Annotated in this window: 26 protein-coding genes and 1 tRNA gene; 14 read left to right on the forward strand and 13 right to left on the reverse strand. The window is 58.4% G+C overall.

The annotated features are described in order from the left end of the window. Positions 1–17 precede the first annotated feature (17 nt). Positions 18–764 carry a tRNA lysidine(34) synthetase gene (locus B5D49_RS10075; RefSeq protein ID WP_078717572.1) on the reverse strand — a complete coding sequence of 249 codons (747 nt, stop codon included), beginning with the start codon at positions 762–764 and terminating at the stop codon, positions 18–20. Between the two features lie 215 nt (positions 765–979). Here B5D49_RS10075 and rpoZ point away from each other — a divergent pair, with 215 nt between their 5' ends. The 5 genes from rpoZ to B5D49_RS10100 all read left to right on the forward strand — a co-directional run bounded on the left by rpoZ (position 980) and on the right by B5D49_RS10100 (position 4,035). Further along, entirely contained in the window at positions 980–1,210 is a 231-nt protein-coding gene (gene rpoZ, locus B5D49_RS10080) for a DNA-directed RNA polymerase subunit omega (protein WP_078717573.1), read from the forward strand. 5 nt (positions 1,211–1,215) lie between these two features. Beyond that, entirely contained in the window at positions 1,216–2,337 is a 1,122-nt protein-coding gene (gene dnaJ, locus B5D49_RS10085; protein ID WP_078717574.1) for a molecular chaperone DnaJ, read from the forward strand. Positions 2,338–2,508: 171 nt separating this feature from the next. After that, the gene (locus B5D49_RS10090; protein ID WP_159447199.1) at positions 2,509–3,186 is read left to right on the forward strand and encodes an AzlC family ABC transporter permease; all 678 of its coding nucleotides are present in this window, start codon (positions 2,509–2,511) and stop codon (positions 3,184–3,186) included. Then, the gene (locus tag B5D49_RS10095) at positions 3,183–3,551 is read left to right on the forward strand and encodes an AzlD domain-containing protein (protein ID WP_078717576.1); all 369 of its coding nucleotides are present in this window, start codon (positions 3,183–3,185) and stop codon (positions 3,549–3,551) included. The genes B5D49_RS10090 and B5D49_RS10095 overlap by 4 nt, the downstream gene beginning before the upstream one ends. A 58-nt stretch (positions 3,552–3,609) precedes the next feature. Then, the gene (locus B5D49_RS10100) at positions 3,610–4,035 is read left to right on the forward strand and encodes a hypothetical protein (protein ID WP_078717577.1); all 426 of its coding nucleotides are present in this window, start codon (positions 3,610–3,612) and stop codon (positions 4,033–4,035) included. Between the two features lie 67 nt (positions 4,036–4,102). Here the strand turns inward: B5D49_RS10100 and hisF are convergent, their stop codons facing one another. The 5 genes from hisF to B5D49_RS10125 form a co-directional block, all read right to left on the reverse strand. Then, the gene (gene hisF / locus B5D49_RS10105; protein ID WP_078717578.1) at positions 4,103–4,882 is read right to left on the reverse strand and encodes an imidazole glycerol phosphate synthase subunit HisF; all 780 of its coding nucleotides are present in this window, start codon (positions 4,880–4,882) and stop codon (positions 4,103–4,105) included. After that, positions 4,872–5,513: an imidazole glycerol phosphate synthase subunit HisH gene (gene hisH, locus B5D49_RS10110; protein ID WP_078717579.1), complete on the reverse strand. Its 642-nt coding sequence runs from the start codon at positions 5,511–5,513 to the stop codon at positions 4,872–4,874. Before hisH ends, hisF begins: the two co-directional genes overlap by 11 nt. A gap of 136 nt (positions 5,514–5,649) precedes the next feature. After that, entirely contained in the window at positions 5,650–6,450 is an 801-nt protein-coding gene (locus B5D49_RS10115; protein ID WP_078717580.1) for a J domain-containing protein, read from the reverse strand. Between the two features lie 12 nt (positions 6,451–6,462). After that, on the reverse strand, positions 6,463–6,906 hold the full coding sequence (locus B5D49_RS10120; protein ID WP_078717581.1) for a YkgJ family cysteine cluster protein: 444 nt from the start codon (positions 6,904–6,906) through the stop codon (positions 6,463–6,465). Further along, entirely contained in the window at positions 6,903–7,328 is a 426-nt protein-coding gene (locus B5D49_RS10125; protein WP_078717582.1) for a CoA-binding protein, read from the reverse strand. The genes B5D49_RS10120 and B5D49_RS10125 overlap by 4 nt, the downstream gene beginning before the upstream one ends. Positions 7,329–7,508: 180 nt before the next feature. On the opposite strand from B5D49_RS10125, the gene B5D49_RS10130 reads away from it, so the two are divergent. Then, the gene (locus tag B5D49_RS10130; protein WP_078717583.1) at positions 7,509–8,732 is read left to right on the forward strand and encodes a M24 family metallopeptidase; all 1,224 of its coding nucleotides are present in this window, start codon (positions 7,509–7,511) and stop codon (positions 8,730–8,732) included. 29 nt (positions 8,733–8,761) lie between these two features. Here B5D49_RS10130 and B5D49_RS10135 read toward each other — a convergent pair whose 3' ends face one another. Then, positions 8,762–9,463, reverse strand: coding sequence for a hypothetical protein (locus B5D49_RS10135; protein WP_078717584.1), 702 nt, complete (start codon positions 9,461–9,463; stop codon positions 8,762–8,764). A 111-nt stretch (positions 9,464–9,574) separates the two neighbouring features. After that, positions 9,575–11,638, reverse strand: coding sequence for a sigma-54-dependent Fis family transcriptional regulator (locus B5D49_RS10140; protein ID WP_078717585.1), 2,064 nt, complete (start codon positions 11,636–11,638; stop codon positions 9,575–9,577). 348 nt (positions 11,639–11,986) lie between these two features. Between B5D49_RS10140 and B5D49_RS10145 the strand changes: the two genes are divergently transcribed. The 6 genes from B5D49_RS10145 to B5D49_RS10170 all read left to right on the forward strand — a co-directional run bounded on the left by B5D49_RS10145 (position 11,987) and on the right by B5D49_RS10170 (position 17,278). Next, positions 11,987–13,387, forward strand: a complete 1,401-nt coding sequence (locus B5D49_RS10145; RefSeq protein WP_078717586.1) for a 2-oxo acid dehydrogenase subunit E2 — start codon at positions 11,987–11,989, stop codon at positions 13,385–13,387. A gap of 63 nt (positions 13,388–13,450) precedes the next feature. Beyond that, entirely contained in the window at positions 13,451–13,888 is a 438-nt protein-coding gene (locus B5D49_RS10150; protein ID WP_078717587.1) for a Lin0512 family protein, read from the forward strand. A gap of 14 nt (positions 13,889–13,902) precedes the next feature. Next, positions 13,903–14,862: a thiamine pyrophosphate-dependent dehydrogenase E1 component subunit alpha gene (locus B5D49_RS10155; RefSeq protein ID WP_078717588.1), complete on the forward strand. Its 960-nt coding sequence runs from the start codon at positions 13,903–13,905 to the stop codon at positions 14,860–14,862. A gap of 54 nt (positions 14,863–14,916) precedes the next feature. Beyond that, on the forward strand, positions 14,917–15,888 hold the full coding sequence (locus tag B5D49_RS10160) for an alpha-ketoacid dehydrogenase subunit beta (RefSeq protein ID WP_078717589.1): 972 nt from the start codon (positions 14,917–14,919) through the stop codon (positions 15,886–15,888). A gap of 72 nt (positions 15,889–15,960) precedes the next feature. Beyond that, on the forward strand, positions 15,961–16,956 hold the full coding sequence (locus B5D49_RS10165) for an ATP-NAD kinase family protein (RefSeq protein WP_078717590.1): 996 nt from the start codon (positions 15,961–15,963) through the stop codon (positions 16,954–16,956). Positions 16,957–16,969: 13 nt separating this feature from the next. Further along, positions 16,970–17,278 (forward strand): DUF6506 family protein, encoded by a 309-nt coding sequence (locus B5D49_RS10170; protein WP_078717591.1) that lies wholly within the window; start codon positions 16,970–16,972, stop codon positions 17,276–17,278. Positions 17,279–17,477: 199 nt separating this feature from the next. Here B5D49_RS10170 and B5D49_RS10175 read toward each other — a convergent pair whose 3' ends face one another. The 5 genes from B5D49_RS10175 to B5D49_RS10195 all read right to left on the reverse strand — a co-directional run bounded on the left by B5D49_RS10175 (position 17,478) and on the right by B5D49_RS10195 (position 22,932). Then, complete coding sequence (locus tag B5D49_RS10175) at positions 17,478–17,867, reverse strand: PaaI family thioesterase (protein ID WP_078717592.1); 390 nt, start codon at positions 17,865–17,867, stop codon at positions 17,478–17,480. Between the two features lie 87 nt (positions 17,868–17,954). Beyond that, positions 17,955–18,281 (reverse strand): carboxymuconolactone decarboxylase family protein, encoded by a 327-nt coding sequence (locus tag B5D49_RS10180; protein WP_078717593.1) that lies wholly within the window; start codon positions 18,279–18,281, stop codon positions 17,955–17,957. Between the two features lie 204 nt (positions 18,282–18,485). Next, positions 18,486–19,463 (reverse strand): lipoate--protein ligase, encoded by a 978-nt coding sequence (locus tag B5D49_RS10185; RefSeq protein ID WP_078717594.1) that lies wholly within the window; start codon positions 19,461–19,463, stop codon positions 18,486–18,488. Positions 19,464–19,676: 213 nt separating this feature from the next. Continuing rightward, positions 19,677–20,870 (reverse strand): iron-containing alcohol dehydrogenase, encoded by a 1,194-nt coding sequence (locus B5D49_RS10190; RefSeq protein WP_078717595.1) that lies wholly within the window; start codon positions 20,868–20,870, stop codon positions 19,677–19,679. 172 nt (positions 20,871–21,042) lie between these two features. Then, positions 21,043–22,932 (reverse strand): protein-disulfide reductase DsbD family protein, encoded by a 1,890-nt coding sequence (locus tag B5D49_RS10195; RefSeq protein WP_078717596.1) that lies wholly within the window; start codon positions 22,930–22,932, stop codon positions 21,043–21,045. A 99-nt stretch (positions 22,933–23,031) separates the two neighbouring features. Here B5D49_RS10195 and B5D49_RS10200 point away from each other — a divergent pair. After that, positions 23,032–23,107: transfer RNA gene (locus B5D49_RS10200), tRNA-Lys, on the forward strand. Positions 23,108–23,362: 255 nt separating this feature from the next. Further along, the coding region (locus B5D49_RS15135) for a transposase (RefSeq protein ID WP_407670529.1) at positions 23,363–23,720 on the forward strand (358 nt) is incomplete at its 3' end.

The raw sequence follows: 23,720 nt of genomic DNA on the forward strand, positions 1-23,720 counted from the left end.
CCTGTTCGGCTTTTACTCTAGAGATTCTGTAAGGTCAAGTCAAGTTGGTATCTTTTGAGGGCGTTGAACACCTTGTTTTTTGTCCCTTTTCCAACTTTCATGCAATCCTCAATCTTGTCGTGTATATCGGCTCTGCGGGTGACGCCGTTGGACGGACACACATTGGCCCAGATCGGTAATTTCCATTGCCGGGCCGCTGTTTTCATGTAGGATTTTTCCACAAGAAGCGCCGGGCGGATTACATGGAGCTTGCCGCCGAAAAACGGCTCATTGCAGGAAAGCCCGTCCACGCGACCATTTTGGAAGATATTCATGAAAAAGGTGTCCACCAAATCGTCGGTGTTGTGGCCCAGGGCCAGGTGCGTCAGCCCGTATTGCCCGCAGAGTTCAAAGAGCCGCTTTCGGCGCATCCACGAACAATGGAAGCAGGGGGAACCCTTACGGTTTTCCTCGGAGTGAGCCCGTGGACCGAAATCCGTGACTTCCACATGGGCGGCAACGCCGCGGCGGGCGCACCAATCCACCAGCGGTGCATGGTCTTGCGGATCAAATCCCGGATTTACATGCAGGACCATGAGTTCAAGCGGGAAGGGGAGAATGCGTCGCCGGATGAGCAACACCTGGAGCAGTGTGAAGCTGTCCACCCCACCGGAGACCGCGATTCCAATGCGGGCTCCTGCGCTTGCCATCTGGGTTTTTTGCATGAGCATGCCCACGGTGGCAACACATTTTTTTTGTGCGTATGTTAACTTGATGCGAGGCACGAAACGACTCCTGGCGGCATTTTGCAACGTCGCCGCGATGGGTAGTGGATTTGCGCTTGACTTGCAAGGGGCGTGCGGATACTTTTATCCGCTTTGCGGGGCGGCATTCCGTGTCGGTAACGATAGGGAAGTAACGATCCGGACGTTGACAAGCCGTTTCGCCGCATTACATTCTCTCACCGGCCATCCGGTCGGGTATTTCGCGAGGAGAAGCCATGGCGAGAATTACCGTCGAAGATTGCCTGGAACAAATCGGCAACCGCTTTCTTATTGTGCAGATGGCCATCAAGCGGGTCAAGCAGTATCGTGAGGGATACGATCCGTTGGTGGATTCCAAAAACAAGGAAGCCGTCACCGCCCTTCGGGAGATTGCTGCGGGAAAAGTGCATCCCGACAGCGATTTGCCAACAGCGGGCATTCTTATCAGTGACAAAAGTGCTGAATAATCATCATGTCGAAACGGGATTTCTACGAAGTGCTGGGCGTCTCTCGAGACGCCGGAGAAGATGAAATCAAGCGGGCCTATCGCAAGATGGCCTTTGAGAATCATCCGGACCGCAACCCCGACGACCCGGAGGCGGAGGCTCGCTTTAAGGAAGCGGCCGAAGCCTACGATGTTCTTCGGGACGCGGAAAAACGTCGTCGGTACGACCAATTCGGGCATTCCGGCATGGGGGACAACGGATTTTCCGGGTTCTCCTCCACCGAGGACATCTTCGGCGCGTTCAGCGACATCTTCGGAGAGTTTTTCGGGTTTGGAGGGTCAGGAGGTCGGCAAGGACGTACCCGGGCCCAGACCGGGGCCGACCTGCGGTACTCCATGACCATTTCTTTCCGCGACGCTGCGTGCGGCACCGAAGTGGACTTGAAGTTGCCCAAGGATGTGCTTTGCGACGATTGCGGCGGCTCCGGGGCCAAGCCCGGTTCCTCGCCTGAAACATGTCCCCAGTGTGGCGGGACCGGAGCGGTTCAGCAAGCCCAGGGCTTTTTCCGCATTTCCGTGCCTTGCCCCGTGTGCCACGGGCAGGGGCAGCTCATTTCCGATCCCTGTGAAACCTGTGGTGGGCGCGGCGTCAAACGCGAGACCAAGGATCTGAAGGTTCGCATTCCCGCCGGGGTCGACGACGGTTCGCGTCTGCGCCTGCGCGGCGAGGGGGGGGCCGGAATACACGGCGGTCCTCCGGGCGACCTCTTCGTTGACATCCGCGTGGAGCCGGACAAGGTTTTCCGGCGGCAAGGCCGGGATCTCGTGGTTACCCAGGACGTTGGACTGGTGCAGGCCGCGCTTGGAGACAAGGTACTCGTACCCACGCTGGATGAACCCGTGACCGTGGACATTCCCCGCGGTACCCAGGGGGGCGAGGTCTTTCGTATCAAGGGCATGGGGCTTCCTCATCTCGGCAGCTCCCACAAGGGCGACCTGTTGGTGGAGGTGAAGGTGCTCACCCCGACCCGGCTGTCCCGTCGCCAGGAAGAATTGCTTCAGGAGTTTCAGACGCTTGAGGAACAAAAGCCCATGAACAAGGCCAAGAGCTTTTTTAAAAAGGCCAAGGACCGGGTCATGGGCGAATAAGCCCGGGCAACAATGACCCGAGCATAACGGTGCTCCAGGGCTTGAGCCGGACGCACACGAAAGGCAAGCTACGCGCGTAACCAAGCCGCGCAATGGTTTGCCTTTTCCTTTGGGAAAAAGGGACCGTGCGGCATGCTCCCTTTGAGCACACAATCAATACTGGTGCACGATATGACGGCACGAAATGAATATTTGCAGGGAGTGAAGGCGCTTCTTCCCGTGGTTCCAGGGGTGCTCCCCTTTGCCGCAATTTGCGGCATGGCCTCGGTAGAGGCAGGAATGCGTGTCCCCGAGGCGTTCGGATTTTCCTTCATCGTCAATGCCGGGGCTTCCCAGTTGGTGGCTCTCCAGTTGTTGGACAAGCATGCCGGTGCGTTCCTTGTGGTTTTGGCCGTACTGGTGGTCAATCTTCGTTTCACTATGTATTCTGCGGCATTGGCGCCATATTTGCGCAATGCCCCTTCCTGGGCCAGGTGGGTCGGTGGCTGGGTGCTTTCGGACCAGGCTTTCGGTGTTTCCGTGATCCGTATGGAGCAGGGCGGGACGTATCGGTTCTACATTGGTACCGCTGTGAGTATGGTTTTCCTATGGCAACTCGGCAACGCCATGGGCATATTTTTGGGGGCGCTGATCCCTTCGGCCTGGCAACTGGACTTTGCGGTGCCTCTTTGTTTTTTGGCCTTGATTTTTCCGGTCCTGCGTGACCGTCCCTGCTGTGTGGCTGCTGTGTTGGGCGGGTCCGTGGCCGTTTGGGCCGCACCGTTGCCCTACAACCTCGGGCTTATGGCCGGAGCCTTTGCGGGAATTGCCGCCGGGCTGCTCGCGGAATTGCGGGGAGGGAGAAAATGAGCGATCCCGTAACGTCGTCCGCGGCCCTGGGGGGATTTCAGGGCGCTTCCCTGTGGTTGCTTATGGTGGCTTGCGGCGTGGTAACCCTGGCATCCCGCCTTTCCTTTATTCTTATTTTCAGCAAACGGGAAATGCCCTCGTGGCTGATGCGCGGACTGCGGTATGTGCCTCCGGCTGTTCTCTCCGCCCTGGTCTTTCCGGCCATTTTGCGGCCGCATGACGGAGTGTTGGATTTTTCTCTTGGGAATTACCGCTTTTTAGCTGCCTTGGCCGCTTCTGTGGTGGCATGGCGGACCAAAAATTTATTTTGGACGATCGTCACGGGCATGGTTGTGCTGTGGTGTCTGGGCTGGCTGGGCTGGTGACACCCAACATTTTGTGAGGCGGCTTTACTCGGCTGCTGCGGAAAGGTAAGCGGTGAGCATGGTACATCGAAACGAATTGTTTTTCAGATGGTGGCAAATCGTTGTGTGTTGCTCGGTGCTGGCCTTGTCTTGTGGCGTGTTGTCAGGATGCGCCGCCCATCAGGAGCCGGAAGAGTCCACTCCGCTGATTCCGGAACATCAGGAAGTTTTGGTGATTCTCGGGAATTTGCACCCTGAGCAGGGCGGTTTTGCCCGGTTGGAGTTTTTGCTTTCCTTTGCCGATGAGCGGGGCGCGGTCTGGTTTCGGTCACACAAGAACGATTACGCCATGGTGCTGTTGGAAACGCTTTCCATGGAGCGATTTCCGGATCTGCAGACAAAGGCGGGGCAGGAACGTTTTTTAGGCAGGCTGACGGAGCAGGCCAATCAGGAGTTGCTCAAGGTGGCCGGGACCGCGCAGATACGTACCTGGGAATTGCGATGATGTGTGGCGGTTCACGAAAAAAAGGCGGCATCCTCTTGGGGATGCCGCCTTTTTTTCGTGCTTCATATTACCAGACCATGCGCATATTGACGCCCTGGTCATGCATGTAGCGTTTTATGCCGGGGACGGTCCACTCTCCGTAGTGGACGATGGAGGCAATGAGGGCGGCCGAGGCCATACCGTCCGTGACCGCTTCCACCATATGCTCGGGATGGCCTGCCCCGCCCGAGGCAATGACCGGAATGGAAACGGCCTGCACCACTTTGCGGGTCAGTTCAATGTCGTAGCCGTCCTTGGTCCCGTCCGCATCAATGGAGTTCAGGCAAATTTCCCCGGCTCCCAGTGCCTCGCCGGTTTTTGCCCATTCGATGGCGTCCATGCCCATGTGTTTGCGTCCGCCGTGGATGACGATCTCAAAGCCCGAGGGGATGTCTTTGGTAACGGGAACGCGTTTTACATCCATGCCCAGCACCACGCATTGCGCACCGAATTGGGCGGCGCCCTGGCTGATGATGTCCGGATTTTTGACCGCGCCGGAGTTTACCGAGACTTTTTCTGCTCCAGCCCGAAGCACGGCGCGCATGTCATCAACACTGTTGATGCCGCCGCCCACAGAGAACGGAATGAAGATTTGCTTGGCCACGGCCTCCACCACATCCAGAAAAATGCCGCGTGCTTCGGAGCTGGCCGTGATGTCATAAAAGACGATCTCGTCCGCGCCTTCTTCATAATACCGCTTGGCGGTTTCCACGGGATCACCGATGTCAACGTTGTTCTTGAATTTGATGCCTTTGGTCAGGCGTCCGTTGCGCACGTCCAGGCAGGGGATGACGCGTTTACTGAGCATCGGCCACCTCCAGACAGTAGTTGTGAAAATTCTTGAGCAGCCGCAGACCGGGGCGACCGCTTTTTTCCGGGTGGAATTGCACGGCCCAAAGTCCTCTGCGTCCATGCACGGAGCAGAAGGGACGGCCATAGGTTGTCGTGCCGATGACGAATTCTTCTTTGGGAGCCGGGTAATAGCTGTGGACGAAATAAAAATCCGCATCCGGCTCGATGTTCTCGAACAGTTCGCAGGGCTGTTCCAGGGTCACGCTGTTCCAGCCCATGTGCGGAACGCGGATCGGCTGATCCTTATAATCGGTCCAGGATGGGTTGAACAGGCGACATTCGCCGGGGATGACCGCCAGGGTCTTGGTGTCGTTTTCCTCGCTGTAATCCAGCAGAATCTGACAGCCTACACAGATTCCGAGCACGGGTTTTTCTTCCCATATCAATGTCTTGAGCGCTTCGTCCAACCCCTCGGAGGCAAGTTCCTCCATGGCCTGGCCCGCTGCGCCCACTCCGGGAAAAATAATGCCGTGTGCTTTACGTAGCTCTTTCGGATTATTGGTTATTTTATTTGGTATACCGATAGCGTCGAGAGCGCGATGCACGCTGGTCTGATTGCCGGCGTTGTAATCGAAGATGGCGAGCATTCCTGAACCTCCTCCTTTGATGCTTCCAGCTGCTAGTAAAATATGGCGGGAAGTTCAAGCCGTGGGCGGATGATTTGCCGGACGGGTTGAAGCGGAAAGCCGTCTTCCCCAAGGCGGAATTGCGAATTTGGGCTGTCTATTTGCCCACGATGCGGAGATAAAGGTCACCTTTGAAGGGGCCGAGACTGCGTCCGAGGTTTTTTAACCGTATGGGACGGCCCGGGGAAAAATCCGCAGGAAGGCGAATTTCAATGGTGCGTGGTTTGGCGAAGCGTGAGCGGATGTCCAGACGGATGGTCCGCCCGGGCAGCAGCAAATGGGCCGGGTAACTGAGCGTCTGTTCGTCGTCGAGCTGACGGCGAAACCAATCCCTTACCCGGGTGCGTACGCCCCGGCTCAGATCCAGATTAAAGCTGCGACTTCCCCAGTCGAGCTGGATGCTTCGGCGCGAAACCTTTGCCGGGCGGTGGGCGGGGCGTCCGTCTCTGATCTGGCTGTAAATATCTTCAAAGACCTTGCGGGCAAAGGGATCCTTGAGCAGATCGCTGAGAACTTCCTCTTCTTTATAGTGAAATGTCTGCCGCTTTTGTTGTGTTTTGGCGCGGGAGGCTTGTTGCCCAGAGCTGGAACTGCCGCCGCTCGGGGAAGAGGCGTAGGCTCCCGCACCATGGGCTCGGGAGGCCTGGGGACCGCTTTGGGGGGAGTGCGGCTTCGGCCCGGGCCGTTGCTTTTTGTGGAAGGACGCATCGTCCTGTTCCTGGGTTCGGGTCAGAATCACATACGCTTCGTTGAGCTTGCGGAATTGGTCCGCTGCATTCGGGCTGGGGTTCAGATCCGGATGCAGCCGAAAGGCCTGCTTACGGAACGCGGATTTGATCTCATCCGGTCCGGCCCCTTGCGGCACGTTAAGTATGCGATAACAGTCCCGAACGTTCATTGATCTTCTCGGTCATTCCTCGTCGAGAATGAGGGCGTTTGGGTCCACTTGGGGATCGTGGCGGAGCAGGTCGTGTTTTCGCAAATATTCCCTGCCCTGGCGAACGAATTCCTTGTGGCCGGCCTCGGGGTTCACCCCCGGACAGTAGTCGTGGATCATTTCCCAGCTCATGCGATCCACGAGGTTGCCCCGGAAAAAAGGCCAGGCGCGGCAGATATCGGGTCGGCCCGGATGGACGGTACACCCCTTGTTTTGTTCGAAAAAGACGCAATAGCCATCCTCGCCGGTGCGCAGGCAGGGCTTGCCTCCCTGGTCGCGGGAGTAGCGTTCCAGAAGTTGGTCCACGGGAATGGCCAGGTGATCGGCCAACCGGGCCTGGTCCTTGGGGCTGAGGATGATTCCGCCCTCTCCATGACAGCAGTGACCGCACATGCGGCATTCGAAGGCTACCGTCATGCCGTGGCTCCAGGCAGATGTGCTTCGTGAAAGACTTTCAGACAAAGATCCTCCACCACGGTGATGCCTGAGCCGGCCAGCATGGCGCGGGCCTCGGGACTAAAGATGCCGGTCTGCATCCAGAAACAGCGGGGCAAAGGATCCAGCCGCAGTGTTTCTTCGGCATGTCCGGGACAATGCGGAGCGGCGCGGAAGAGATTCACCATATCCACGGGACGGGGTACTTCGGACAGGCTGGTAAAGGTGGGCAGTCCCCATACATCGGTCCGTTTGGGGTGGACTGGGATCACGTCGTACCCCGCGTCAATGAGGTATCGTCCCACCATGTCCACGGGGCGTCCGGGTTTATCCACCGCGCCGAGTACGGCAATGGTCTTGACCTCCCGAAGCAGGGCAGTTAGCTCCTTAATATCGTGCAGCATGCGAGTCCTTTATGCTTGTATGACAATCAGCGGTTCGACGTCGGCGGGGATGGGCGGTCTTTTGCGTCCTGAACCGGGACGCGACGCGTCATTCCGACGGCGTGGACCTGTCGTTTGGTTCGTGGACTTCCCTACCGCAATTGGACCCTGTTGCCTAGTAAGAAACCTTTGGAGCCGAATATGCCTCATCAGCGCTATCTTGTCCCGCAAACTGAATTGGCTGTCCGTTGGAATCGCTGCCGTGAATTATTGCGCCAGCAGGCACCGGAAGCAGGTGGATTGCTCGTTTTTTCCCGAGTGAATATCTATTATTTGTCCGGCACGTTGGCAAACGGTGTGTTTTGGCTTCCCCTGGAAGGCGATCCAGTCCTGTTTTGCCGTCGTGGGGTGGAGCGGGCCGAGTTGGAAAGCGCCGTTCCCACCAAGTTGGCCTTTACGTCCTACGGCCAGTTGGAAGGGTTGGCCCGGGAAGCCGGGAGCGATTTATCCGGGGTTATGGCCGCTGAGACCGGTGGTCTGACCTGGCAACTGGGTGACCTGCTGCGCCGCAAGCTGGCGGGCGTGGAGCTGGTTCCCGGCGACGCCGTACTTGGGTTGGCCCGGAGTTACAAATCCGAGTGGGAATTGGAAATCCTTCGGCGGTGCGGGGCGTTGCACCATGAGTGCCTCTATACGTTATTGCCGCCGCTGTTGCGGCCCGGCATGAGCGAACGGGACGTGGCGCACCGAGCGTGGGAGGTGTTTTTTTCCAAGGGACACATGGGGCAGATGCGCATGGGAGCCTTTGGAGAGGAAATCTTTTTGGGGCATGTGAGCATTGGGGATTCCGGGGACTATTCCAGCGCGTTCAACGGTCCGGTGGGCGTACGAGGCGAGCACCCCGCCATTCCGTCCATGGGCAGTGCCGAGCGCATTTGGGGTGAAGGCGAACCGTTGGTTTGTGACATCGGCTTTTCCCTGGAAGGCTACTGCACGGACAAGACCCAGGTATACTGGTCCGGTCCGGTTGCTTCCATTCCGGAGAGCGTCCGTTCCGCGCATTCCTTCTGCATGGATGTGCAGGCCATGCTTGTCGAGAGCATGGTGCCGGGAGCGATTCCTTCGGAGTTGTACGCTCGTTGTTTGGAAATGGCCCAAAAAGCGGGAATGTCGGAAGGGTTCATGGGCCGTGGGCATAATCAAGTCGCCTTTGTGGGCCATGGCATCGGCCTGACCATTGACGGCTGGCCCGTTATTGCCAGGGGATTTGATCGTCCTCTGGAAACCGGCATGGTGCTGGCTCTTGAACCCAAACAGAGCGTCCCGGGCATCGGTATGGTGGGCGTGGAAAACACGTTTGAGGTGACGCCCGGCGGAGCACGCTGCATGACCGGAGACCAGTACGAAATTTTGCCGGTTTCCTGATCGGAAAGGAGCCTTCAGGGCAGGATTTTTTATGGCGTTCGCGGGGAGCCATCCGGAGAGGGGGAAGGAGAATCATTGTTCCGGGCCTTGTTTTCCCGGTCACAGATGATGAGCCAGACCAAGAAAGGCAGAGCGGCTCCGCCGCGCACCAGCGAGGTGAGAAAGGCGGGCAACCACCAGCAAAGATCGGCCAGCGGCCGGGTGAGGGTGGCTGTGGCCCATGACAATCCCACGATGACCAGGGGCATGAGCACCATACCAAAACCGACTTCCAGACCCAGTTTCCAGCTTCGGACCGCAGCCGAGGGAAAATCCCGGTTTACGGCCGCGGCCATAAAGGGGAGCTGCATCAACGGTAGCAGCACGGGACCGGCCAGCCGCAACAGACTTCCGAATTGAGGTAGTATCAGGGTAAGAAAAAACAGCATCATGGCTAGATGCCCAAGAACCAGAAGCAGTAGAAAGGTTTTGCCGAACAGGGCGGTTCCCCGTCGCAAAATCGCTTTGGGCGTGGGGTTGCCGTAGAGCGTTTCATAGGTCAGGGCGGCGCACAAACCGAGTATGGCCGTCAGAATAAAATGGTTTGCGGCCCCGGGGAACACCGGCAAGAGCGCTTCTTCCGGACGCATGGTGCTGAGTATGGCCAGCCCCAGCAGCGCAGCCAAGTATCGGCTTGCGTCATACTGAAGCAGCGCTTTTGTGACCAGGGCGTACTGTTTGGCGATGCTCACAGATTTCTTCCTTTATCCTGAAATTACACAGAAAAAGAAAAATAAATAAAAACATGCCGAATTACAAGTGAATTCGGCATGTTTGGGTGGCGCTCAGGCAAATGCAGGTGCTCAGTAGTCGATGCTGAACCGCCTCATTTTGGCGTACAGCGTGTTTCTACCAATGCCCAGGGCTTTTGCCGTGCGGCTCACGTTGCCGTTATGGTGCTGGAGCGCTTCCCGAATGGTCTCGGCTTCCACATTGTCCAGCCGGAATCCCCCCTGCTCCGTATGCGGCGTCATGTCGCTCTCTTTGGTCCGCGGCGTATCCCGGAGCTGCCGGGGCAGGTGTTCTATTCGGATATAGCCTTCAGGAGCATTGTTCACCGCAGATTCCATGCAGTTGATGAGTTCCCGGACATTGCCCGGCCAGTCGTGCCGGGACAGGACATCGAGAACCTCTGGTGCGATTCCGGCATAAGGCAGTTCAAAATCCGAGCAAAGCCGCCGGGCGTGGTGTTGAGCCAGGAGGGGTACATCGTCGGTCCGTTCCCGAAGGGCCGGAATGTGGATGCCCACCACGTTGATACGGTAGTAGAGGTCTTCACGAAACGCCCCGTCCGCCACGTGCTGGGCCAAGTCACGGTTGGTGGCGGCGATGACTTTCACGTCCACAGGCCGGCTCGTGGATCCACCCACCCGGACGATGCGGCGTTCCTCCAAGGCCCGCAATAAATTGACCTGCATGTTCAGGGGCATTTCCGAAATTTCGTCCAGGAAGAGCACCCCGTGGTTGGCTTGTTCAAATTTCCCGATGCGGCCTTTTTTGTCCGCCCCGGTGAAAGCGCCGCCGCAATAGCCGAATAATTCACTCTGGACCAGTTCTTCGGAAAGCGCGCCGCAGTTCACGGCCACGAACGGACCGTCCGCCTTGGGACCAGCTTGATGGATTCCTCGGGCGAACAGTTCCTTGCCGGTGCCGGATTCTCCGGTAAGCAGAACAGTGGATGGCGTGCGCGCTGCGTTGGCCGCCCTTTGGATGGTTTCACGCATGGCGTTGCTGCGGTGCAGAATGGCGGCGAATCCCTTGGGCGGTTCGGACAGATTATCCAGCGCAGCCGGGGTGGTCCAGCTGCGGCATTGCTGACGCTCTGTGAGAGTGATCACCGTATCGCACCATTGTCCGTCAATGGAGAATACCGGGGCGGCGCGGGCCGTGACGTTGGGATTGGTCAGGCAGCGGAGTTCCACTGGTTCGGCCCGGGGAGAGTCGTGTTTTTGCCGGGCAAGAAAAGATTCAAAATCCAAAAAGTTGGAAGCGAAGCGTCCGCGTAGGGATTGTCCCGATTGACCGAGCAGGGCTTCTGCGGCGCCGTTGGCGCTGTTGATGCGGCCATCCACCCCTACGGAAAGCACGCCTGTGAGTACGGAGTTGAAGGCGGCCGACATCAGGGAGCAGAATTTTCCCTCCATTTCGACCATATGCATGTGGAAGAGCCGTTTTTCAAGTTCCCGCACCGCATTGAGGACCAGGTCAAAGGACATGGAGTGATCCGCATCCGGAGGACCGGAGATGTCGAAGCAGCCCCAAAGTTCTCCGCGGGCGTCAAAGATGGGGCATGCCGTGCAGTTCCATGCATGGTGGCTTTCGCAGAAGTGTTCCTGCCCGAAGACCTGCATGGGGCGTCCTGTGGCCAGGGCCGTACCGATGGCGTTGGTACCCACGCTTTTTTCGGCCCAATTGGCTCCCGGACCAAAGTTGAGTTTGTCGGCTTGTTTGAGAATTTCCAGTTCCCCGCAGGTACGTGCCACCCGTCCCTTGGCATCCGTGATGGTCAGAAGCAGGCCTTTGCCTTTGAGTGCGGCATAGGTGCGTTGTTCCACGTCTGAAGCTATTTCACGCAACAGGTTGGTGAACGGCTCAATCTGATTCATCGGAGTGAAGTTCCAGCAACTCCTGGGAGCAGGATCCACGTTGAGTTGCCGGCAGCGCTCCCAGGATTCCAGGAGTAACGGATCGGGATTTCGACCCCGGACGCGTCCCTCCTCAACAAAGGATTTCCATTGATTGTAGGCCACGCGGGGACTTGCCACGCGTCGTGCCGTCAGGGGGCGTAGTTCCGGTGAAACAACGGCCATGTCCGTCGTATCCTGGCGTACGCCGAATCCTTCTCCATCCCGATAGAGCGTGTACATGATTCCTCCCGAAAGGACTGTTCCGGTTGTCAGTGGGGGATCGCACGTTGGATGTTTTATTCGTTTCCTTCGGCTCTTGCTTCGTTACTTTGTTGATTTCGTCAAGTGTTCCAAACTGGAACATGATGTAAAAGTATTCTTGTATTCCGATATGTTAATCGGCGATTCATCGCTTTCGAAGCCTTGGCGTAGCCAGAGGCTAGCACAATTTGTTCGGGAACCGAACAGGCCTTGAGCAGTGTGGCTCAGGCCAAATTGTTTATTGTTCATTGAATTTATTGATATAAATTGTATGGCACCGTTGTTGCTCTTCTTGTGACGATACGCGCAAACACAGGAGGACCAATAATGGCAACTGAAGTGATCATGCCCAAATGGGGTCTGACCATGAAGGAAGGAAAGCTCGCCCGCTGGCTGAAAAGCGAGGGGGAGAGCGTCCAGGCGGGGGAACCGCTGTTTGAGGTGGAAACCGATAAAATTACCAACTCCGTAGAGGCTCCGACTGACGGCGTGCTGGCCCGGATCGTGGTGCCGGCCGGTGAAACCGCCGAGGTGCAGGCCGTGCTCGGCATTATTGCGGCTCCTGGCGAAGAGGTGGGACCGGTTTCGGGCAAAGCCCCCAAGCAGGAGACTCCGGATTCCGCTGCCTCGGCTCCCCAGGCTTCGGCCTCGGAGGCGGACAGTGGCCAGGAGGAAGAATTCGTACCGGCCATGCCAGCGGCCCGGCGTTTGGCCAAGGAACTCGGTGTGCGACTGTCCGCGGTGACCGGAAGCGGTCCCAAGGGCCGGATTACAGTCAAGGACGTAAAGGCCTTTGCCGAGTCCGGCGGAGGCATCAATGCTTCTCCCCAGGCCATTGCGTTCGCGAAAAAGAAAGGCGTTGACCTGGCGGACGTGCAGGGTTCCGGCGAGGGTGGTAAAATTACCAAGGCCGATATCCTGCGGGCCATGAATCCGAATTATGCCGCCGGGCAGCAGCCACAGGCCGCCGCACCGCAGCCCGCTTCCCAGAGCGAGGCGCCTGCTTCCGCTCCGGCAGCGCCGATTGCCGCCTCCGGTGAGGACACCATTGTTCCCATGGAAGGCATGCGCAAGATCATTGCGGATAACATGCATGCCAGTCTGACCAACGCGGCCCAACTCACCGTGTTCGTGGAAGCGGACGTGACCGAGATGGTGGCGTTGCGCAAAACATTACTCGAACGCAACAAGCGCAATCCAGACTACCGGCTTTCCTACAACGACATCATTGCATGCGCCGTATGCCGCGCCCTGAAGCGTCATCCCGTCATGAACGCCACCTTGCAGGATGACGGCATTCATCAGCATGCCCATGTGAATCTGGGCATTGCCGTGGCCCTGCCCGAGGGACTGATCGTACCCAACGTGAAGCAGGCCGATACGTACGGGTTGGAGGAGTTGGCCGTGCGCGTGCGCGACGTGGCCGGACGTGCCCGCAAGGGCGGTCTGGATATGGATGAGATTTCGGGCGGCACCTTCACCATCAGCAACGTAAGCATGCTCGGTATGGACGGGTTCACCCCGATTTTGAATCCCCCCGAGACCGGCATTCTCGGCGTTGGCCGTGTGGTGGAAAAACCTGCGGTCAAAAATGGGGAAATCTGCATTCGCAGTATGATGACCCTCTCTCTGACCTTCAACCACATGGTTACGGACGGTGCGCCCGCCATGACCTTCCTGCGGGAGCTGGCGGACATGCTGGAGCAACCCGGCCTGATGATGGCCTAACGTCCGGGGTTCCCACATGGGAAACAGCATGCCCGGCAAATACTGATGTCCAAGGAGCCGCACATGGCGATGAAGCGTTTTGCCATTGAAATGGGATACGGCGCGGACCTGCACGGTGAAAATATGACCAAGGCCGCATTGCGGGCTGTACGGGATTCCGTGTCTCGCGTCTGTCTTTGTGGATTGTTGGAGATCCTGGGCCGCGACCGTTTTCAGGGAGTTCATGTGCATGCCCGGGTGGCGGTGCCAGAGCCGGACACCGTGGACCGCGAGGCGCTTCTAGCGGCGATCCCCATCGGCGAGCGCTCCTTGACCCTGGAGCAGGGCGGCATGTTGGCGGACGGGCTGGAGGTTCCGAGCTTTGGGACCGGCGTCAGCCGTATCGTCATGGCCTGTGCCGCACTGACCGTGTCGGTGGATATGGATGAGGCGGAGGTGACCGCGTGCAACGTGGCCGCTGCCGGAACAATGTCCTGCGGATGCTCCGCGGGAGACGAATAACGGAGGAGTTAGGAATGAGTCCCGACAAGAAACAGATGGTGTCGATGTACGAGACCATGAACAGGATCCGCCTGTTCGAGACCAAGCTGCAGGAGTTCTTCGCAGCCGGTCAGATTCCCGGGTTCGTACACCTGTACCTCGGGGAAGAGGCCGTGGCCACCGGAGCCTGCGCCGGTCTGACCAACAATGACAAAATTACCAGCACCCATCGTGGTCACGGTCACCTGTTGGCCAAGGGCGGCGACCTCAAGCTGATGATGGCGGAGATCTTCGGTCGAAAGGACGGCTATTGCAAAGGGAAGGGCGGTTCCATGCATATCGCCGACTTTGATCTGGGTATCCTGGGGGCCAACGGTATCGTCGGCGGCGGCGGGCCGTTGGCTCTGGGCGCGGCCCTGGCCAACAAGTATGAAAAAACCGACGACGTGGTCATCTGCTTCTTCGGAGACGGCGCTTCCAACCAGGGCACCACGCAGGAGTCCTTGAACATGGCCAGCGCCTGGAAACTTCCTCTCGTATTTGTGAACGAAAACAACGGGTACGGCATCTCCTGCCCGCAGTGCAAGTCCATGGCCGTGACCGACATTGCGGACCGCGCCGCCGCCTATGACATGCCTGGTGTTGTGGTGGATGGCAACGATGTCCTGGCCGTGCACGAGGCCGTGAGCGAGGCCGTAAAACGCGCGCGCAACGGCGAAGGCCCGTCCTTGGTGGAATGCAAGACGTACCGCTGGCGTGGCCACTTTGAGGGGGATGCCTGCACCTATCGTTGCGACGAGGAACTCAAGGAGTGGATGGCCAAAGATCCCATTCCCCGCTTTGAGGAGAAGCTCGTGGAGAGCGGCGTATTGAAGAAAAAGGATCTCAAGGAAATCAAGGCGCGCATTGAAAAAGAAGTGGAAGAAGCCGTGGCTTTTGCCGAGCAGAGCCCTCTGCCCGATCCATCGGTATTGATGGACGACGTCTACGCCTAACCGCGCCGCACGACATCGACCTACCGCAACGATACAACGCAACGGAGATACGATATGTCCAAGAAAACCTATCTGCAGGCGCTGAATGAGGCGCTCAGGCAGGAAATGGAACGGGACGAGAAGGTATTCATCATTGGTGAGGACGTGGGACAGTTCGGCGGCTGCTTCGGCGTGACCCAGGGGCTGTACGATTCGTTTGGTGAAGGCCGCGTCATGGATACGCCCATTACGGAAAGCGCCATTGTCGGCACGGCGGCTGGTGCCGCTGCCAGCGGTCTGCGTCCGGTTGCCGAGCTGATGTTCGTCGACTTCATCGGCGTGTCCCTGGATCAGCTTTTCAACCAGGCCGCCAAAATGCGGTTCATGTTCGGCGGCAAAGCCACGGTACCCATGACTCTGCGCATGCCCCAGGGGGCTGGCATCGGGGCTGCGGCCCAGCATTCCCAGTCTCTGGAAGCCTGGTTCATGCATATGCCCGGCCTGAAGGTTGCCATTCCCTCGACCCCGTACGACGCCAAGGGAATGCTCATCAGCGCCATTCGTGACGACAACCCCGTGGTCTTCCTGGAGCACAAGCTGCTGTACGGCGTGGACGGTGACGTACCCGACGAAAGCTACACCGTGGATTTGGGCAAGGCGGACATCAAGCGCGAAGGCACGGATGTGACCATCGTGGCCACCTCGCTGATGGTCCACACGGCGCTTGCCGCTGCGGAAAAACTCCAGGCCGAAGGCATCAGCGCCGAAGTCGTGGACCCGCGTTGTCTCCAGCCATTGGACAAGGAGACCATTCTCGGCTCCGTGAAAAAGACCAATGCCCTGGTGGTAGCCCATGAGGCCGTGGGCTTTGCCGGTCCTGGCGCGGAAATCGCCGCCATTGTGGCCGAAGAGGCGCTGGATTATCTGGACGCTCCGATCAAGCGCGTGGCCGCCCCCTTCTGCCCGGTGCCGTTCTCCCCGCCGTTGGAACAGGCCTACATCCCTGGTGAGGATGAGATCGTGGCCGCTGTCAAGGCGCTTCGCTGATCACAATAAGGGAAGGGGCGGTCCTGAGGGCCGTCCCTTTTTGTCTGTAAACCGCGAGCCAAGGGAGTCCAGGTGAGTACGGCGGCGATTTTGGCGAATCCGGCTTCGGGAAAGGATATCCGGCGGTTGGTGGCGCATGGCAGCGTCTTTGATAATCAGGAAAAAGTGCGCATTGTCCGCCGGTTGATTCTCGGTCTGGAACAGGCCGGAGTGGATCGGATTCTCTACATGCCGGACGGATACGGCATCGTACCCCGTGCCTTGAACGCCATTTCTCCTTCCATCCCGGTGCTTCCGGTGGAAATGCCCATGCGCAACACGCAACAGGACACGGTGGTGGCGGCAGGCATTATGGAAACATTGGGTGTGGATGTCATGGTGGTACTCGGAGGGGACGGCACAAGCCGAGCCGTGTGCAAGGGGACCACCAGGGTTCCGCTCATGCCCCTTTCCACCGGCACCAACAATGTGTTTCCGTTTATGGTCGAAGCGACGGTGGCGGGGTTGGCAGCGGGCCTGGTGGCCTCGGGGCGGCTCCCGCGGGAAATGGCCTGCCGCCAATCCTGCATCTTCGATATTCTGTTGGACGGGGAGCCTGTTGACGTGGCGCTGGTTGACGCGGCCGTGTACAGCGACGTGTTCATGGCCTCCCGGGCGGTTTGGGATATGGAAAAAGTGCCGCAGCTTTTTTTGACGCGTTGTCGCGCTGACGCCATCGGTCTTTCCGCCGTGGGGGGCGCGCTTCGACACATTGAACCCGACACGCCGCATGGATTGGCACTGGATCTATCCCAAGATGCTTCCATGCGGGTGCATGCCACCATCGCTCCGGGCATGTTGGCGGATGTGGGCGTGAGCATGGTGCGGGACATGCACCCCGGTGATGTTTTTCCCGTGGATCTAAGCCCCTGCATTATTGCCGTGGACGGGGAGCGGGAGGTGGAAGTTCATCGGGGTCAGAGGGCTTCGGTGCGCCTGCGCACGGACGGTCCCTGGGTGGTCAGCGTTTCCCAGGCCATGGAATTGGCCCGGGAATACGGTGTTTTTGTTGAGAATGCCAAGAACTAACAGGAGAAGCCTCATGAGCGAACCATTGAAGGCCGCATTTATTTTTATTGCCCCGGAGGGCGATCCGGCAGAACATCGGCAATGGGTGAAAACAAAGCAAATACATCTGCTTGCCGTCGCGGTCTCCGACTATGCCCAGGCCGAGGGAGTGGCGCGGCAGTTGGTTGAAGACGAAGGCATTGGTGCCATTGAACTTTGTGGAGGTTTCGGCAGTGCCGGGACAGCCCGGGTGGCCGCCAGTGTGGATGTTCCCGTGGGCGTGGTCCGTTTCGATCAACACCCCGGACTGGGGAACGTCAGTGGGGACACGCTTTTTTCTTGATCCATCGTTCCGCATGTCCTCCCCTCTCGGATACGGGGAGCGCGCCTGGATCGGACCCGGGAGCGTTCCCCTCTTTTTGTATTGAACAAAAAAGGAAGCGGCGTTGGGGAATAGAGCGGCTCCCGTCCTGAATGAGGGGAAACGGGAGCCTTGGCAGGAAAGCGGGAAAGGTGGGAAAGGCGGGAAAGGGATTAAGGGATTACCCACCTGCCAGAACGTGCCGGTCGGTGACGAAACAGGTAAATACGCCTTCAAATACGGTATCGCCGTTGCGCAACACGCTGACGTTGACGATGTGCTTGCGGCCGTTGAACGGATCGCTCTGGGCATGGGCTTCCACGGTCTCACCGGCGCGTACCGGACGCAGGAAGCGGCTTTCCGCGCTACCCAGCACTACGTTCGGGTGGTTGACGGCCAGCATGGCCGCGTAATCCGCCAGACCGAAGATAAAACCTCCATGCACAAGTCCGGTTTCATCGGCGGCCATATTCATGCGTGTGTTCAGGCGGACAATGCTCCGACCCTCCTCAAGCTCCACCGGCGTGCCGCAAAGGGTCTGGTCAATGGTCGTGTGGGTAGTAATGTCCATGGTCTTGTTCCTTGATTCAAAGGTGTCGATGGAGAGGAGGAACCGGCCGCGTCGACCGGTCCCCCCCCGAGTCGGTAAAGCGTTCGGCTAATCGAAAAGATCCTCTACTTCCTCGAACACGTACTTCATATACATCAGCTTGGGTGAACCGCCCATGGAGATGGCAAGCATGGCGGCCTGCAGGATTTCCTCCTTGGTGGCACCGAGGCTCGCCGCGCCCTGCACATGCAGGGAGATGCACATTTCACATTGCGACATGAGTGAGCAGGCCACGTGAATGAGTTCCTGCATTTTATGGTCAATAGGACCAAATTGGCTGATTTGTTTCGTGAAGTTGAGGTAGTTGGGGAACACCTCACCAGCCTGTTGCTGCATCTTGGCAAGGGTCATGGAGGCGTTTTCAGCTGCGTTCATTGTCCTGTTCTCCTGAGGTTGAGGTTGATCCACGTCAGGAGTCTCCAAAGCAAAGCTCGTGCCTTATGTGTAATAGTTTGAAATTAATACTTTTTTTGTTGATAACTGCCCATGAGACCGCTTTCTCCCGTGTCCCGGTAGGGAACATTGATCGAAAACGGAACACCGCTCCCTTGGATGTGTTCCGGACTGGTGCGGGGAAGCTCAGAACAGGCAGTTCAACAGCTCTTCCGGTTGTACGTCCCGCAAGTAATCCGCGAGAGGAACAGATGCAATCAGCTTTCGCAGGGCGGTGCGTTCATGCCGACAACCTTGGAGCCGCTTCTCCAGCTCCCCCACGTTCCGGCTGCCGAAATAATCGCCAAAGAGTCTGATTTGTTCAATGCGCCCTTGTTTTACGTCCAGGTGTACTTCCAGCAGTCCGCCGGTGGTCCTGGTTTTTCGGACCATGCCGTACTGTGGGGAATAGCCGAAATTCCAATCCCAGGTGCGGTATTTTACATCCGCCAGAGAATCTACGGCCAGTTTTTCCATTTCGGAAAGCTCCAGCCCTCCCTGAGCCGTACCGGAGGAAATATGCCCCATCAACCGGTCCAAAAACTGGGCCACGTCCATTGGTTCCGGGAGATGGCTTGAAATGTTGGTCACACGCTTTTGCACGCTCTTGACGGCTTTGTCGCGATATTTTTCCGGGTCTACGCGTAGCGCGCCGGAAAGGTCGGTGATTTCCGCGGAGAAAAGCAGTGTGCCGTGGTGCAAAACTCGATTCTTATGGATATGCTGGGCATTGCCGGAAAATTTTTGACCGTTGATGACTAGGTCGTTGCGTCCGTCAAAATCGCAAGGCACGCCCATGCCGCGGAGCGCATCCAGTATGGGTTCGGTGAAACGGCGAAAATCCAGGCCGCTGCCTGAGTGCTTCAGGTCGATGAACGTAAAGTTGATGTTGCCCAGGTCGTGAAAAACAGCCCCGCCACCGCTGAGACGTCGGATTACGGGGATATCGCGGGTGCGCACGAATTCCTCGTCGATCTGAGAGAGGGTGTTTTGGTTCCGGCCAACGATAACGGCCGGGGCATTGCGCCAGAGCATGAACACGTCATCCGGCGAGTTTTTGAGCAGCCATTCCTCGCAGGCGAGGTTGAAGGCCGGATCCGTGTTGGTGTTATGAATAAAGCGCATGATACCTCCTTGGCAATGTCCTTGGTATGTGACGGTCCTGATGCAAAACCCGAACCGGCTTCACATTGCGGCCGTCCGGCCGGGGACGATGCGGAATGTGTGGGCGCATACCCTGGTTCGGTGGCGAAGGCAATCCCATCGGTTCAGGGATGGAGGCGGAGTCAAAAAAAAGGACCGGGAAAAGTTCCCGGTCCATGACGTCGTATTGGAAGGTCAGGCGTTGATGGCGGCCCGGAAGATGCCAGCCACGTCATCATGGGACATTTTGGCCGGAGTGACCGGGAAGAGCTTGCCCATGTTTTCGAAGGCGTTTTGGGCCAGGGCATCGGCTTGGTCTTCGGAAAAGCCGTAGTCCGTGAGTTTTTCGTCTGCCAGTCCTACGCTCTGGATCAGTTCCACAAGCTGCGCCAGGAATAATGCTGGACCGTCCGCCTCAGGCCGTTGCTGGGCTTCTTCATCCCCGAGGGCCAGTGCCAGGTCCGAAAAACGTTGCGGCGCCATCTCGCCCAGCCGTTTAAAGTAATGCGGCGCGAGCAGTACAAGCCCGGCGCCGTGGGGCAGATCCGGGTTAAAACCGCTTAGGGCATGTTCCAACGAGTGGTGCGAGATGCAGCCGCCGATGGTTTCGCAGATGCCTGCCGCGGTGCTCGCCCATGCCAGTGCTGTGCGCGCTTCCATGTTGGCGCCGTCGGCCACGGCGTCAGGCAGGTACAGGCCGATGAGGTTCACGGCCTCCATGGCCAGCATGTCGTTCATAGGGGAACGTCGGGTATTTAGATAGGACTCCACGGCGTGGAAGAACGCATCCATGCCCGTATACGCGGTTTGGCGCGGGGAAAGGGAGACCATGAGTTCCGGATCCACGATGGACAAGGCCGGAAAGGTCTGGTCCGTGCCAAAGCCGATTTTTTCCTGGGAACCGGTTTTGGTGATCACGGTCCAGGGATCGGCCTCGGTGCCGGTTCCAGCGGTGGTGGGAATGGCCACCAGGGGCAGGCCGGGGTGTTCCGTTTCCATTTTGCCGCCGCTGCCGCCCTGCATGTAGTCCCAATAGGAGCCTGGATTGGTGGCGAGCAGGGCCACGGCCTTGGCCGTGTCAATGGTGCTGCCTCCGCCCAGGCCAACGAGAAAGTCGACGCCGAGTTCCCGGCAGGTTTGAGCGGCTTCTTCCACTTGGGCTGATTCCGGGTTGGGCCGGACTTTGTCGTACACCACGCTCCGAACGCCTTGTTCCGCCAGCAGGCCTTGCACGCGAGCCAGGTAGCCGTTTTGCACCATGGCACCGGATGCACCGATGAAGATCATGGCCTTTTCCCCTTTGGGCAGGTGCGCGGTGTCGCCCAGTTGCGCGAGGCTACCAGGACCGAAGATGAGCCGTGTGGGCATGAAGAATTGGAAGTTGAGCATGCGGTCTCCTTGTAGCTTGTCGGATTGTTGAAACGCGGCGGGCTATGCACCGTTAGGAGGCATGTCGGACCTCGCGTACTGTGGCGAGGCCTTGATTGTGTTTTCTCCCAACGTGTTGCGTCTCATGTCTTTGAATAGCCCGATACCTTCAACGAATTATTTGCACGATGTGTCATTCGTCTGCGGATTCGTTTTGAGCTTGTTTCAAGGCTGCGTCAATGCCCCGAGTGGTAAAGATGTCACGAAGCACGATGGGGGAATTGGCGTGTTCCCCTTGGGGGAAGATGGCCAGCAGGGGAATGGAGCGGCTGTTCAACGCCCGAAGCAGTGCTTCCGCTTCGGGATCGTCTTCCGTCAGATCCACGCGAACGAACGTGGCATTGAATTCCTCGGCCCACCGCTGCAGCTGTTGATCCACAAGCACGGTTTGTTCCAGGAATTTACAGGTGGGACACCAGTCCGCCGTAAAATCCGCCACGATCAGTTCCCTGCCGAGTCGTTTTTGTAGGTCATCGGGGTGGAACTCCACCCAGGATTGAGTCGTGGGCCGGGGGATAGCCAGCCATGCCACGGCCACGACAGCAAGCAAGAGAGCGGACAGGCGCACCCAGAGCCGTTTGCTGCGGGAGGCGGCCGGGCCGCCCAAGCCCCAGAGCCAGGAGGCCAGTGCCGTACACCAAAGCAGAACCAGGGCGCCCGTAAGCGCTTCCTCGGGCAGGATGTTTACCAGATAGGCCACCGTGGCCAGGAGGAAAAAGCCGGCGCCGCGCTCCACATAGCCGGTCCAGGCGCCGGGTCTGGGAAAGTGGCGCGAAAGACCGGGAAACAGGGCCATGGTCAGATACGGCAGACTCATGCCCAGCCCCACGCAGAGAAACACGAGCATGACTTCATAAACGGGCCGCCACAAGGCCCAGCCCAACACGCCGCCAAGGAACGGCCCGCTGCAAGGAGTGGCGAGCAGAGTGGCCAGCACGCCGGTGAAGAAGGCCTGGGCTTCTGGACGGCTGGTTTTGGTGTCCAGCTTGAGATCTACGACAGGCAGGGTGAAGACGCCGAAGAGACTCAGGGCCAGGGCCAGAACCACGGCGGAAAGGATGGTCACCAGCAGGGGGCTTTGGAAAATTTCGCCCCAGGCCATTCCCGTTGCGGCCAGCAGGGCCGCCAAAAAAGCGAACCAGGAAAGCACGCCGAGGCTGAAATAGATATTGTGTTCGCGGAAAGCGCGTCGTTTGTCCGTTTCCTCCAGGCTGCCTCCGGCCAGCAGGCCCGAGAGCTTGAGGCTGACCACGGGCAGTACGCAGGGCATGAAATTGAGAATGAGTCCGGCCAACAGCCCCAGGGCCAGAGCCGTAATCAGACCTCCGACCTCCAGCGTGGGGGCCGCGGACCGAGGCGACAGGTTCCATCGGGTGGCGTCCGATTCCCGGATGGGGGATGCTGTCTGGTCTGTGGGTGGAGCGAACACCGGCATTGTTGTCGTTTGGTTTGGCCGCTGCGGTCCCAGTTGTCTTGCTGCCTCGTATTGTGGCCACCAGGGTTGTTCCTGGGCCTGTGGAAGCGTTGCGCCGTCGAGTTTTTCCATAGGGTAGACCATGTTGACCACGGTCTCCCTGCATTTGGTGTCCTGGCAGAGCGACAGACGCAGACGGATCTGGACGCGGTCCACGGAGTCCGTACCGCCTGGCAGCGGAAGAAACAATGGCGTGCTGCCGGGATAGACCCGCATGGTCCGCTGGGAATCGAAGGGATCCGGCTTGTCCTGCCCCGGTGGAAGATACGGCACGAGGGAGGTGTTCTCGGGCAGGGTTTGGGCCGTAATCTGCGGAGGGCGGCCAACAGGACCGGGGTGGTCACCGGCATAGGCGTACCAGCCGTCTTTCGGGGTCAGCGTCAGAACGATCAGGTGCGCTGGACCCGTACTTTCGTCGGCCGTGGAAAGGGCGTATGTGGCGAACGAGACCTGGAAGGGTTCATCCGGGGCCACATACTGGGCGTGTGCAGGGTGGAAGCAGGCCACGCCGAGAAGAAAAAATAGAATCGAAACAGCTTGTTTTTTCATATCTTTTTTATATTGTGAAAAAAAAGTGATTTTTAGTGTTGACAGTTCATGCCCCAGCGGATAGATACCTCTCCCGTTGACGCGATAGCGCAACTTCGCGGGTCACTAGCTCAATTGGCAGAGCAGCGGACTCTTAATCCGGAGGTTCAAGGTTCGATTCCTTGGTGACCCACCACGAATTGTAAAGGGGGCTGGCAAAAAGCTGGCTCCCTTTTTTTGTGGTGTTGTTTTTCAAAAGCCGCATCATGTCGCTCCAATGGTCTGAAATCGCCTTTTGCGTGTGCATCAATCATTTCAGACTCTAGCGAGAGTCGGCCCGGGGCGCAAGCCGGGTAACCGTTTCCACACGCTTCCCGAGGTTATAATCAGCAACACGCCCGGTGGTGACCGGGGGACCGCACTCGTTCGGGATCCTTTTCGTGTTCGGATGATGGGGGCTACACCAAAAACAGAGGCAGTCACAAAAGCGAACTGTTCGTCAGGCGTTGCGAGACGTTTTTGGTGTAGACCCGCCAGCGCCGAGCGCTATTACCACCAGGTCATCACCAACAAAGCCAGCCACCGGAAAAACAAAATCTGGCCGCGCATCCTGGGGATCGACGAGCACCGCTTCACTCGCCGGAAGGGTTTTCTCACAACATTTTGCGACCTCGGGAAGCACAAGGTGCTCGACATCGCAGAGGGTCGCAGTGAGCTGGAACTCCAGACTTTTTTGAACTCCATGAAGGGGCGAAAAAAGGTCGAGGTCGTGTGCATAGATCTGAACTCGGCGTACCGCAAAATGGTGC

It is taken from the genome of Paucidesulfovibrio gracilis DSM 16080, assembly GCF_900167125.1.
GTDB classification, from domain to species: Bacteria; Desulfobacterota; Desulfovibrionia; order Desulfovibrionales; family Desulfovibrionaceae; genus Paucidesulfovibrio; species Paucidesulfovibrio gracilis.